The organism is Cryobacterium sp., from assembly GCF_025463825.1.
Taxonomy (GTDB): domain Bacteria; phylum Actinomycetota; class Actinomycetes; order Actinomycetales; family Microbacteriaceae; genus Cryobacterium.
Map to the genome: position 1 here is coordinate 1 of NZ_JAODBG010000085.1, position 11,848 is coordinate 11,848.

The 11,848-nt window shown below is 67.1% G+C and carries 12 protein-coding genes; all 12 read left to right on the top strand.

What is annotated here, in order from left to right:
- Positions 1-405 precede the first annotated feature (405 nt).
- The 12 genes from JWP54_RS10475 (at position 406) to JWP54_RS10530 (ending at position 11,692) form a co-directional block, all read left to right on the top strand.
- Positions 406-1,554 carry a substrate-binding domain-containing protein gene (locus tag JWP54_RS10475; protein WP_297371470.1) on the top strand — a complete coding sequence of 383 codons (1,149 nt, stop codon included), beginning with the start codon at positions 406-408 and terminating at the stop codon, positions 1,552-1,554.
- 117 nt (positions 1,555-1,671) lie between these two features.
- Positions 1,672-2,700, top strand: coding sequence for an ABC transporter permease (locus tag JWP54_RS10480; RefSeq protein WP_297371473.1), 1,029 nt, complete (start codon positions 1,672-1,674; stop codon positions 2,698-2,700).
- Entirely contained in the window at positions 2,697-4,241 is a 1,545-nt protein-coding gene (locus JWP54_RS10485; protein ID WP_297371475.1) for a sugar ABC transporter ATP-binding protein, read from the top strand. The genes JWP54_RS10480 and JWP54_RS10485 overlap by 4 nt, the downstream gene beginning before the upstream one ends.
- A 54-nt stretch (positions 4,242-4,295) precedes the next feature.
- Positions 4,296-5,606, top strand: a complete 1,311-nt coding sequence (locus JWP54_RS10490) for an NtaA/DmoA family FMN-dependent monooxygenase (RefSeq protein WP_297371478.1) — start codon at positions 4,296-4,298, stop codon at positions 5,604-5,606.
- The gene (locus JWP54_RS10495; RefSeq protein ID WP_297371480.1) at positions 5,606-6,490 is read left to right on the top strand and encodes an alpha/beta hydrolase; all 885 of its coding nucleotides are present in this window, start codon (positions 5,606-5,608) and stop codon (positions 6,488-6,490) included. The genes JWP54_RS10490 and JWP54_RS10495 overlap by 1 nt, the downstream gene beginning before the upstream one ends.
- The gene (locus tag JWP54_RS10500; protein WP_297371482.1) at positions 6,477-7,454 is read left to right on the top strand and encodes an LLM class flavin-dependent oxidoreductase; all 978 of its coding nucleotides are present in this window, start codon (positions 6,477-6,479) and stop codon (positions 7,452-7,454) included. Before JWP54_RS10495 ends, JWP54_RS10500 begins: the two co-directional genes overlap by 14 nt.
- Positions 7,451-8,749 carry an LLM class flavin-dependent oxidoreductase gene (locus JWP54_RS10505; RefSeq protein WP_297371484.1) on the top strand — a complete coding sequence of 433 codons (1,299 nt, stop codon included), beginning with the start codon at positions 7,451-7,453 and terminating at the stop codon, positions 8,747-8,749. The genes JWP54_RS10500 and JWP54_RS10505 overlap by 4 nt, the downstream gene beginning before the upstream one ends.
- Positions 8,750-8,798: 49 nt before the next feature.
- Positions 8,799-10,133 (top strand): NtaA/DmoA family FMN-dependent monooxygenase, encoded by a 1,335-nt coding sequence (locus tag JWP54_RS10510; RefSeq protein ID WP_297371487.1) that lies wholly within the window; start codon positions 8,799-8,801, stop codon positions 10,131-10,133.
- 24 nt (positions 10,134-10,157) lie between these two features.
- Positions 10,158-10,382: a hypothetical protein gene (locus JWP54_RS10515; RefSeq protein WP_297371491.1), complete on the top strand. Its 225-nt coding sequence runs from the start codon at positions 10,158-10,160 to the stop codon at positions 10,380-10,382.
- Between the two features lie 32 nt (positions 10,383-10,414).
- Positions 10,415-10,564: an LLM class flavin-dependent oxidoreductase gene (locus JWP54_RS10520; RefSeq protein ID WP_297371494.1), complete on the top strand. Its 150-nt coding sequence runs from the start codon at positions 10,415-10,417 to the stop codon at positions 10,562-10,564.
- Positions 10,564-10,800, top strand: coding sequence for a hypothetical protein (locus JWP54_RS10525; RefSeq protein ID WP_297371497.1), 237 nt, complete (start codon positions 10,564-10,566; stop codon positions 10,798-10,800). The genes JWP54_RS10520 and JWP54_RS10525 overlap by 1 nt, the downstream gene beginning before the upstream one ends.
- Positions 10,801-10,918: 118 nt before the next feature.
- Positions 10,919-11,692, top strand: coding sequence for a GntR family transcriptional regulator (locus JWP54_RS10530; RefSeq protein WP_297371499.1), 774 nt, complete (start codon positions 10,919-10,921; stop codon positions 11,690-11,692).
- Positions 11,693-11,848: the final 156 nt, after the last annotated feature.

Consider the following 11,848-nt stretch of genomic DNA (forward strand, 5'->3'; position numbering starts at 1 on the left):
CGAGGTAGGTGAGCAGGTCGGGCGCCAGTTCGGTGATGTCGACCTTCGTCGTCGCTCGACGGTCGGCCCTGGCCGACAGCCGGGGCGTCTCTGCCCGTTTGGGTCGTTCACCTAACCACGAGATCACGGGGGTCAGCTTACTCGGCGGTCCCCCCGACGCCGAAGCCGCCCGTTGCAGCCGCCCAGCCCCACAACCGCGTAATAGACCTCCGGTTGCGCACCGGTGGCCAATCAGCGCTCGTCGAACTCCTTCTGATCAGGCATTTCAGTTCATATGCGCGCGACGAAACAAATCGATCGCTGCGCAATAAAGCGTTAACCCTTCTGATATCGGGCCGAAACCGCCGGTGCGTCGAATGGAGTCACCTCTCCCGCACCGTCCTCCCTCGATCCTTGGAGCTCCGCATGAAGATCACCCCCACCCTGGCAGGCCTCGCCCTCGCGCTGGGCGCCTCGCTGACATTGGCCGGTTGCACCTCGGCAACCGACGCCGCCCAGACCGCCGACGTCACCAGCACCGCGGACCTCACCGCCACCCAGCAGGAATGTGTCTCAGCATTGCAGGCCGATGTCGACACCGCCACCGCCGACACCGCGCTGGTCGCGCCGACCGAGCCGCTGGACCTGGCCGCGTTGTCCGGCGGCACGGTCTGGATGATCACCGTGTCAATGAACCAGTTCTCCACCGACATGGCCACCGGCGTGCAGGCGGCCGCAGATGCTGCCGGTGTCGAGCTGGTGACCTACGACGGCCAGGGTCTGGCCAACCGCTTCAACGAGGGCATCTCCCAGGCCGTGGCACAGGACGCCGCCGGCATCATCCTCGTCGGCATCGACCCCACCGTCGTGACCGGCTCACTGGCCGCTGCAGCCGCCGCGGGCATCCCGGTGCAGAACACCCTCAATGGCGACCCCACCGACGAGGTCCCCGAGGGCATGTACATCAACCTCACCTCCGACTTCACCGCCGACGGAGAGACGGCCGCCAAGTGGGCACTGATTGACTCCAGATGCCAGGCAGATATGGTCTCGCTGTACTCCAGCTCCGTCGGCGTCTGGCAGAAAATGGTCGACGGCGCCGAATCGGTCTTCGCCGAATACTGCCCGGAAGACTGCACCTTCAAGGCCCTCAACGTCGACATCGCCAATGTCAGCACCGACATCGGCAGCCAGCTGCAGACGGCCCTGCAGCAGAACCTCGACGTGAACTATGTCTACCCGGTGTGGGACAGCGCCGTGCCGTTCGTCTCCCCGGTGATGAGCGCCGCGAACTCGAGCGCCAAGGTGCTCTCCCGTGACGGCCTCGAAGCCAACCTGGCCATGATCGCCGACAACAGCGGCCAGGCGATGACCATCGCCATGCCCACCACCAGCTGGATCGGCTGGATCGCCTTCGACAGCGTCGCCCGGGCCGCCACCGGCACCGACGTGCCCGAATACGTCATCCCCACCCGCATCATCGACTCCACCACCATCGGCGACGGCACCGCCGGGGACCTCTTCCCCGAGTACGACGGCTACCAGAGCGCCTTCACCGACGCCTGGGCGAAGTAACCGCCCTGCCCACCCCGGGCGGGCCGACACACTCGGCCCGTCCGGTCGATCGCCCCTCTGCGTGGCGAACAACCCCGCACGCCCACACGCACCGCCTTAGAAATGACAGGTGACCCCATGACAACGTCAACCCCCACCCGCACTGCGGATCCGGCCCTCGGAAAACACGACTTCACGACACCGGCCCGCCAGAGCTTCAATTGGGGCGCCTTCACCGAACGTTGGGCGCTGGTCGGCGGGCTGCTCGTGCTCGTGCTCATCTGCATGGCCGTGTTCCCGCAGTTCCGCACCGCGTCGCTGTTCACCACCATGGTGAACGCCCAGTCCCTGGTGCTGCTGCTCGGCCTCACCGCCACGGTGGTGCTGCGCCTGGGCGACTTCGACCTGTCGGTGGCGCAGACCATGGTCGCCACCGGGGCCCTCGTCGCCCAGCTCACCAAGATGGGAGTGCCGTCAGGGCTCGCCGTCCTGATCGGCCTGGGCCTGGGCGTCGTGGTCGGACTGGTCAACGCCCTCCTGGTTGTGCGCATCGGCGTTGACTCCTTCGTCGCGACGCTGGGCTCGTTCACCGCCCTCTCCGGGTTCGCCTACCTGCTCACCAACAGCCGAATCATCTCGGGTATCCCCGATGAGTTCGTCAACTTCTCCCGGTCTCAGCTGCTCGGCATCCCCCTGATCAGCTGGTACGCCTGGGCACTCGTGATCGTGCTCTGGTACGTCTACCAGCGCACTCCGCTGGGCCGATACTCCCTCTTCATCGGCGGCAACCGCAACGCCGCCAGGCTCTCCGGCGTTCCGGTGAATCGCATCCGCACCGGCGCCTATGTCGTCTCCGGCCTGCTCGCTTCGTTCATCGGCGTCTGCTTCATCGGTTACTTCGGCGCCGTCGACCCCAGCGTCGGTTCGCAGTACATGCTGCAGCCGTTCGCCGCCGCATTCCTCGGCGCCACCGCCATCTCTGTAGGCCGGTTCAACGCCTTCGGCACTGTCGCTGCCCTCTACCTGCTCACCGTGGGCATCACCGCCCTGCAGCTGCTCGGTGCGCAGACCTGGGTCTCCAACGTCTTCTACGGCGTGGCGCTGATGGTGGCCGTCACCGCGGCCAAGCTCGCCGGCAGCCGCCGCGGCGGCGGACACACCCGATGACCTCCTCCGGCACGGATGCCCGCATCGCGCTCTCCGTGCGCAACCTCAGCAAGCATTACGGCGGCGCCATCGCGCTCGCGGACGTCTCCCTCACGGTGCGTGCCGGCGAGGTACACGCCCTGCTCGGTCAGAACGGCTGCGGTAAGAGCACCCTCATCAAGAGCCTGACCGGCGTCGTGATCCCCGACGCCGGCGAGGTGGAGGTCTTCGGCGAAGCCCTGCACATGCCCACCAGCGACCCGCACACCCGCGGCATCGCCGTCATCCATCAGGACATCGGCCTCGTCGACTCGATGACGGTGCTGGAAAACCTCGGCATCAACGCCCACTATGGCGCCCGGCTGCTCAGCCCGGTCAACGTGAAGAAGGAACGCGCCATCTACACGGACCTGATGCACCGACTCGGTGTCGAATTCGACCTCGACGCCGAGGTCTCCAGCCTCAGCCCCGCCGAGCGGGCGCTCCTGGCCGTGGCCAGGGCCATGCGCCTGATGGACGGCGACAGCACCGAACAGCTCTTCATCCTCGACGAGCCCACCGCCGCGCTGTCCAAGCCCGAGGCCGCCCGCCTGCTCGACCTGATGCGCCGGGTCGCCGACCTGGGCGCCGGAGTGGTCTTCGTCAGCCACCGCCTCTCCGAGGTGATGGAGGTCTGCGACCGCGCCACGGTCATGCGGGCCGGCCGGGACATCGTTGAAGTGAAGGTGAGCGAGACCAGCCGGGCCGAGCTCGTCGCCCACATGCTCGGCCGCCGGATGGACGACTTCTTCCCCACCCCGCCGGCCTTCGACGGCGGCGCCGCCCGCCTCGTCGTCGACAGGCTCAGTGGCGAAAGGGTGTCGCAGGTCAGCTTCCGCGCCCACGCCGGCGAGGTCGTCGGCGTCACCGGCCTGGCCGGCATGGGCCAGGAGGAACTGCCGTTCCTGCTCTTCGGTGAGCACAAACCCACCGAAGGTCACGTCGAAATCGACGGCAGCCCGGCCGGATTCGCGTCACCCGGCGCGGCCATCCGCGCCGGAGTCGCGTTGGTGCCGGGCAACCGGCTGCGCGATGGCGTCTGGATCGCCGGCACCGCTGAGGAGAACGTCACCCTCCCGGTGATCCGCAGGTTCTCAAGCTGGTTCGGCATCCGCTCACAGGCGGTGCGGCAACGAGCCTTCGAGTTGATGGCCCAGGTGGACGTGTCCCCCAACCGGCCCGACTACGCCATGGCCGGGTTCAGCGGCGGTAACCAGCAGAAAGTGGTGTTTGCCAAATGGCTGCAACTGCACCCCGGCGTGCTGCTACTGGACGAACCCACTCAAGGTGTCGACCCCGGCGCCGCCAAGGCCCTGCTCAACGACGCCATGGACGCAGCCGCCGCCGGCAGCGCCGTGGTCGTGTTCTCGGGTGAACACGAACTCCTGGCGGCGATCTGTCACCGGGTGATTGTGCTGCACCACGGTCAGGTGATCGCCGAGCTCCACCGCGACGGCCTCACCGAGCACGCGCTGCTGGAGGCTTGCGAAGCCGGCCCGAGCGAAATCTCCATAGCCGCCTGACCGGCCGGCGCCACCCTTTTCCCCATCCCCGCACCACAAGCTAGGAGAACCCCCATGACTGCAGACCCCTTCCGCCTCGGCTGGTTCGGCAACCTCACCGCTCCAGAATGGAAGACCCCGTACCGCGGGAACGACCCGCTCACCTGGTTCAACGGCGACTTCCACGTCGACATGGTGCGCAACCTCGAACGCGCCGGTTTCGACTTCATCATGCTGGAAGACTCGCTGATGGTTCCCGACATCTACCAAGGCAGTGCAGAGATCGAACTCAAGCACGCCAGGTACGCACCCAAGATGGACCCGGTGGTCGCCGCCGCCATGCTCGCCCGCGCCACCAAGCACATCGGCATTATCGCCACAGCGTCGAGCACGTTCTACCACCCGTACCAGCTGGCCCGCCAGTTCGCCACGATCAACAATCTCAGCGGCGGCCGGGTCGGCTGGAATGTCGTCACCTCCAGCGAGGACCGGGCCGCGCAGAACTTCGGTCTCGAAAAGCTGCCGGAGCACGACCTGCGCTACGACATGGCCGAAGAATTCATGGAGGCCGTGAAGGGTCTTTGGGGCTCGTGGGGCGAGGGCGCGATCCTCGCCGACGCGGAGTCCGGCTACTACGCCGACTACGAGAAGGTGCAACCCGTGCACTACGAGGGTGAGTACTACAAGACCCGTGGCCCGCTGAACATCCCGGCCGGCCCGAACGGTCGCCCGGTGATCTGCCAGGCCGGCGGCTCACCGCGCGGCCGGGACTTCGCCGCCCGGCACGCCGACGTGATCCTCGCCATCCCGAACGGTGCTGCGGGCGCCAAGGAATACCGGGACGACATCCGTCGCCGCGCGGCCCTGATCGGCCGGAACCCCGACGAGATCAAGGTGTTTTCGGTCGTCTACCCGATTGTCGGAGAGACCGCCCGCGACGCCGAAGAGAAGAACGCCGCCTGGTACGCCCGCAAGCAGCACAACTTCGAAGTGCAGATGACCCACTTCGCCGCCACCATGGAAATCGACTTCTCCCCGTACGACCCCGACCTGCCGATCCCCGACGAGGTGTCCACGAATGGCCACCAGAGCACCCTGGAGATCTGGCGCAAGCAGCTGGCCGGCAAGACCATCCGCGAAGGCTTCAGCGGCATGCGCGTGCAGACCACCGAGATGGTCGGCACGCCCGACGGCATCGCCGCTCAGATGGACGAGTTCATGCAGGAGGTCGGCGGCGACGGGTTCCTCATCTACGGTCAGCCGATCAGCCGGCAGTACGTGGCCGAGATGACGGATGGCGTAGCTCCCGCCCTGCAGCGCCGCGGCCTGCTGCGCACCGGCTACGCCCACGACACCCTGCTCGGCAACCTCAACTCATTCAACTGATGCGCCGCGGCTACCTCGACCTCGCCGACGGGCAGGTTCACCTGCGCGAATGCGGCGAGGGCGAGACCCTGGTACTGCTCCTGCACCAGACCGCCGCGTCTTCCGTCATGTTCGAGAGGTTCGCCACTGAGCTGACAGCGGGCCCGTTGGGCTCCACGCACCGGTTCGTGGCACTCGACACCCCCGGCTTCGGCATGTCCTACCGGCCGGCCGCTCCGTACAACCTGGCCGACTGGGCCCGGGTGGTGGGGCAGGCGGCGGATGCCCTCGGCGCCACCTCGTTCCACCTGCTCGGGCACCACACCGGCGCGGCCATCGCGATGCTCCTTGCCGCGGCGGCACCCGAGCGGGTGGCGAGCCTGGCCATGATCGGTCCGCTGGTGCTCTCCGTCGGGGAGCGCGCCGAGTGGGAGGCTTCCGTGACCGGCCTGGTCGTCGACGAGGCCGGCAGTCAGCTCGGCACGGTCTGGCAGCAGGTGGCCACGATCGACGGCGACCCGCTGGCCTACCCGCCCGACCTCGCCCTGCGCCAGCGGGAGACGGTCGACAAGCTGGCCGCTGGTGAGCGCTGGCATGAGGCCTACCTCACGGTCTTCCGCACCGACCTCGGCGCCGCCCTGGCGTCGACGACCTGCCCGGCCGTATTGTTCAGCGGCGTGGCAGACGTTCTGCACCCGTTCGCTGCCGCGACCCTGGCCGCCCGGGACGGCATCGAGTTCCACGAACTCGCCGCAGGCGCCTACCTGCTCGATCAACAGCCCGCTCTCGTCGCCGAGCCGTACGCTCGGTTCCTCGAGCGGGTCCCGCGAATCTCGCGCGATGGCGGCCCCCGCCGTTCCGCGTCTTTCCAGCCACTTCCCGGAGGTCTTCATGCCGACAGCTGATCCCGCACCGCCCCTCGCCGCAGAAACCGGCACGCAACCGCTCGTGCTCTGGTCGGTCGAGGGCGGCGACCTGCGCCGCCAGCTCGCCTCAATCGCCGAACTGGATGCGGTCGGCGTCGATGCCGTAGTGCTGCCCGGCGGTTCCCTGGCCACGGCCGACCCGATCCTGATCGCCGGCGCGGCCAGCCGCCGCGCCCCGCGAGTGGGGCTGATCGCCTCCCTCTCCCCGTGGCTGCAGCCGCCATTCCACACCGCCAGGGTTCTCGGCACCCTCGATGCGCTCACCCGCGGGCGCGCCGGCTGGTTGGTCGACCCGGCGCCGACAAAATTTTCGGCAACCGACGACACCGACCGCTGGACCGCCTCCGGGGTGTCCGACCTGGCCGAACTCGACCGCGCGTTCGCCGACTATCTCGCTGCCGCCGCGGCCCTCTGGAATTCCTGGCAGCCCGGTGCCCTCGTCGCCGATGTCGGCGGAGGCCAATACGTCGACCCGGCGAAGGTGCAGGTTCCGCACTATCGAGGCGAGTTCTTCTCGGTGCGCGGCCCGTTGAACATGCCCAGGTCACCGCAGGGCCGCCCGGTGATACTGGCCCGGTGGCCGATTGGCGCGGTGGTGAACGACACCGCGAGCAGCCACGCCGACGTGCTCATCGTCAGCCAGCAAGCCGATGTCAGCGCGGCCCGCAACCAGACAGCGACGGTGCTGCTCGAACTTCACGGCACCGCGGCCGGGGCGCCGCCGGCCACGACAGCCGACGGCTACCTGATCTCCGGCGTCTCCGATCCCGCACTGTACGGCCACGTCGTGCACACCGTCTTGCCCGGCCTGCTGCCGCCGACCGGCCGGAGAGGTCTGTTGCGCGAGCGGCTGAGGTTACCCGCCGACGCGTTCGATTGGACCGCCCCCAACCCGAACCCGACTCCCAACGCCACCTCAGCCACGACGAAGGACCTCGAATGACCCCGCAGCCCGGCTTCCTCCCCAGATCCTCCCCTACCGACGACGCCCGCCGTCGGATGATCCTGGGCTGGTTCGTGAACTACATGCCGACGGCCTGGAACCGGCCGTGGGCCGGCAGCGACCCGACCAGCTGGACCGACGGCGAGTTCTACCTCGACATGGCCCGCGCCCTTGAGCGCGCCTCGATCGACCTGGTGATGCTCGAGGACTCCAGCGTCGTGCCGGAGAACTTCGGCAGCAGCATGACCGCGGAGTTCGCCGCCACCACCAAGTCGCCCAAGCACGACCCGCTGCCCCTGGCCGCGGCCATCTCCCAGACCACTGAACGCCTCGGCATCGTCACCACCATGAGCACCAGCCTGTACCCGCCGCACCGTCTCGCCCAGTTACAGTCCACCCTCGACCAACTCAGCGACGGCCGGGCCGGCTGGAATATAGTGACCTCCTTCGAGAACCTGGCCGCACAGAACGTGGGCCTTGATACACTTTGGGAGCACGACGAACGGTATTCGCGGGCCGACGAGTACGTGCGCCTGGCTGACGAGTTCTGGACCAAGGACTCCGTCTCCTTCAACGGCAGCTACTACCAGGCGGAGGTTCCAGGGACGCTTCCCCCGGTGCAGCGCCGCCCCGTGCTCTGCCAGGCCGGCGGATCATCCTCCGGGATGGACTTCGCCGCGAAATGGGCCGACCTGATCGTCTCCGTTCCCACCGGGTTGCCGGCGATGAAGGCCTACCGCGACGGCATCCGCCAGCGTCTCGAAAGCGCCGGGAACGCACCCGACGCGTGCCGGGTCCTCTACATGATCACGCCGATCCTCGCCGAGACCGTCGCCGATGCGGAGGCGAAGGAAGCTCGCATGTACTCACCGGACGGCGACAACTTTCTGCGCCGGCTGGTGCAGCTCTCGAACGTCTCCGAGATCGACTTCGCCCAGTACGACCTTGACCAGCCCATCCCGGAGGACGCCACCACCAACGGGGCGCAGAGCATTCTCGACGCCATGAAGGCCGCCACCCGCGGATCGTCGCTGCGGCAGGCCATGGCCGGCAAGGGCGAATCCACGTCGCTCCGCCTCGTCGGCACACCGCAGACCGTCGCAGACCAGATGGAGGAGGCCATGGACTTCGTCGGTGGCGATGGCTTCCTGCTCTTCCATGGCGGCGGCGGCCTCATCAGCCGGCACTACCTCGACGAGGTGCTCGACGGCCTCGTGCCCGAACTGCAGCGCCGCGGCCTGGCCCAGACCGGCTACGGCCCCGGCACCTTCGGCGAGCGCCTCGCCGCCCGCTGATCACTCGTCATCCACCACCACTACCTACTTCCCCACGAAAAGAGCATCCATGTTCCATCTCGGTTGGTTCCTCGGCAACGGTTTCGGCATTCAGCCGTGGAATGAAAAGGGCGGTGACGGCCCGTGGGTGGGCTCGAACGTCACCGACTGGATGAAGCCGGACATCTACGTCGACCTGGCCACCTCGATGGAGCGGGCGGGCTTCGACTACATCCTGATCGAGGACACCGCCATGGTCGAGGACAGTTACAAGGGCACAGCCGAGACGTCGCTGCGGCGCGGATTCATGGCCCCGAAGAACGACCCGATGCCGTTAGTGCCGCTGATGACCCAGCGCACCAAGCACATCGGCATCATCCCTACCGCCTCGGTCATCCAGTACCCGCCCTACCTGGCCGCCCGGCTGTTCACCACCCTCGACCACCTCACCGAAGGGCGAGTGGGCATGAACGTGGTGACCAGTGTCACCGACCGGGTAGCGCAGAACTACGGGTTCGCCCAACACTTCGAGCACGACGAGCGATACCTGATGGCTCAGGAATGGGTCGACGTCGTGCAGCAGCTGCAGGGCTCCTGGCAGCCCGGCGCGGTGCTCGCCGACCGGGAGAACGGTATCTACGCGGACCACACCAAGGTCGAACCGATCGACTTCGTGGGCAAGTACTTCTCGTCCCGTGGGCCGTTGAACACCATCCCGGGGCCACAGGGCCGACCGCCGGTCGCCTCGGCCGGCGGATCGGAGGCCGGTCGGGACATGGCGGCCCGCTACGACGACACCATGATGTCGATGTGCAAGACCGTCGAGGAGATGAAGGACTACCGCGACGACATGCGCCGCCGGGTCGCCTCGTACGGCCGCGACCCCGACGCGGTCAAGTTCCTGTTCCTGGTCACCCCGGTCATCGCGGCCACCGACCAGGAGGCCTGGGATCTCGCCGCGGCGTCGGCCGCCGGCCGTGCCAGCGACGCCGCGATCGAGTACAACCTCTGGAACATGTCATACACGAGCGGCGGACGCATCGACTTCGGCGCGATCGACCCTGACACCCTGGTTTCCGACATCGACTTCAGCCGCCAGAACGGCGAGCACAGTTCGGTAGCGGCGATCTTCCAGGACAGCGCTGGCAAGACCCTGCGCGAAGTGGTATCCAGCTCTTTCCAGATCACCGACCTCGGCCTGGTCGGCAGCCCCGACACCGTCGCGGCGAAGATGGGCGAACTCATGGACGAAGTCGGCGGCGACGGCTTCCTGCTCTATCTTCCGACCACTCGCCGCAACATGGCCGAGGTCGCCGACGGCCTGTCGCCAGCGCTCCGCCGCCGCGGCCTGATCCGTGACGGCTATTCGGGCACCACGCTGCGCGACCATCTGCTCGAATTCTGACAACAAGAGAGCCTGGAGAACCACATGAAATTCGGAGTGTTCCTGCCGACCGCCAACAACGGCTACATCTACTCGACGAACGCACCCCAGTACATGCCGACCTACGCCCTCAACCGGCAGATCATGGTGGAGGCCGAGTCGCACGGCTACGACTTCGCGCTGTCAATGGTCAAGTACCGCGGTTTCGGCGGCGCTACCGGCTACTGGAACCACGCTGTGGAGTCGACGGCTTTGATGCAGCGCTCGTAGAGGCCACCAGCACGATCAAGCTCTGGGCGTCAGTGGGGGTTCCCTCGGCCAATCCAGCCATGATCGCCCGGCTCTGCGCCACCCTCGACGACGCTTCGAACGGCCGGTTCGGTGTGAACATCGTCGCCGGCTGGAACCGCTACGAGTACGAGCAGATGGGGATGTGGCCCTCTGAGGGCTAGTGCCGACGGTCGTCTTCGACCACCCGGACCGGGCCGCATTTCTGCAAGGGTCATGCTGGTACTCGCCGCACATCGTCGGGTCCTACCGCCGCATCGCCGCGTGCCTGGACGCTTTGGAGTGCGAGGCCGGCGTCGCCAGTGTGGTCCTCACCTTCGCCGATTACACCACCGACGTCATCAGGTTTGCCGAGCAGGTCATGCCGCTGATGCACACCTACGAAGTTCCCCTCCGGTGAACTCCCCGGTAGCCGTTGCGACATTGTCGTTGATTGGTCACATGCCCGAAACGGTGGCTTGTTACGTTGGCGGAGGCCAGGAACTCCCCCGGCCGCCCCTGGCGAACAGGAATATGGAATGCTCGACGATTATCCCTTGCTCGAAGACCAGCCGGCGACGTCTGGAATCTCGACCAATCAGACCCGCCGTGCGTACGATCTGTTGCGGGTGATGATCCGCTCCGGCGATGTCGTCGCCGACCAGAAACTCGTCGAAGATACCCTGATCCGCACCCTGGGTATCACCCGTACGGCTATCCGCGAGGCGCTGCAACAGCTCAGCGAAGAAGGTCGGGTTACCCGGCAGCGACGCAGCGGCACCCGGCTGAACAAGGCCGTGCTTCAATTGCCGATCGACGACATCTTGCCCTGGAAGGCCTCCAACCGGTTCTCGGTTATCCGCACCGACTACCGAACCGTGCAGACCACCCCCACCGTGGCGGAAAAACTCAACACAACAGACGACTACGTCGGCCTGGTCGAGCACTGCTTCTTTGACGGCACTGAAGCGGTCGGGGTACGGATCGCCTACTTCCGGCGCCGTTATGCCCAACCGGCGGTTTGGGCGAGATGCCCGAGCCTGGCGGACGCGTTCGAGGCCGTCTACGGTTCTCCGCTGGCCGAGATCCGGTCGGTCATCGACGCCGGCGCCTGCGATCCGTCGACGGCGCGGATGCTCGGCATCCCGGCCGGATCGCCCGTTCTGGTGCGGGAGCAGCTTCTTGTCGACCTGGCCGGCACCGCCCAGGAATACACGTTCTCTTACTATCCCGCCGGCGCCGTGTCGTTCCCGGTCGCGACCCAGAAACTCGGGGGGCACACCACGGGCGTGCTGGCCGCAGCCGTCGCCTAACCTACCCTTTCGCCACAGCCGAAGAGTGTCCACCGGCCTTTGCACAGGGCCGCACTATAGTCTGGTGTCATTCACCGGCGTTGGACCGGTGAACTTGCGCCTGAGGCAAAAGACGGGCGCATCCCGCTTCGAGCTAGACAGGCAATCAAAAACGTG

Excerpts from the sequence above, each read along its gene's own strand:
- JWP54_RS10530 (WP_297371499.1), top strand. The coding sequence starts at position 10,919 with ATGCTCGACGATTATCCCTTGCTCGAAGACCAGCCGGCGACGTCTGGA.
- JWP54_RS10500 (WP_297371482.1), top strand. The coding sequence starts at position 6,477 with ATGCCGACAGCTGATCCCGCACCGCCCCTCGCCGCAGAAACCGGCACG.
- JWP54_RS10490 (WP_297371478.1), top strand. The coding sequence starts at position 4,296 with ATGACTGCAGACCCCTTCCGCCTCGGCTGGTTCGGCAACCTCACCGCT.
- JWP54_RS10495 (WP_297371480.1), top strand. The coding sequence starts at position 5,606 with ATGCGCCGCGGCTACCTCGACCTCGCCGACGGGCAGGTTCACCTGCGC.
- JWP54_RS10480 (WP_297371473.1), top strand. The coding sequence starts at position 1,672 with ATGACAACGTCAACCCCCACCCGCACTGCGGATCCGGCCCTCGGAAAA.
- JWP54_RS10515 (WP_297371491.1), top strand. The coding sequence starts at position 10,158 with ATGAAATTCGGAGTGTTCCTGCCGACCGCCAACAACGGCTACATCTAC.
- JWP54_RS10505 (WP_297371484.1), top strand. The coding sequence starts at position 7,451 with ATGACCCCGCAGCCCGGCTTCCTCCCCAGATCCTCCCCTACCGACGAC.
- JWP54_RS10510 (WP_297371487.1), top strand. The coding sequence starts at position 8,799 with ATGTTCCATCTCGGTTGGTTCCTCGGCAACGGTTTCGGCATTCAGCCG.
- JWP54_RS10485 (WP_297371475.1), top strand. The coding sequence starts at position 2,697 with ATGACCTCCTCCGGCACGGATGCCCGCATCGCGCTCTCCGTGCGCAAC.
- JWP54_RS10475 (WP_297371470.1), top strand. The coding sequence starts at position 406 with ATGAAGATCACCCCCACCCTGGCAGGCCTCGCCCTCGCGCTGGGCGCC.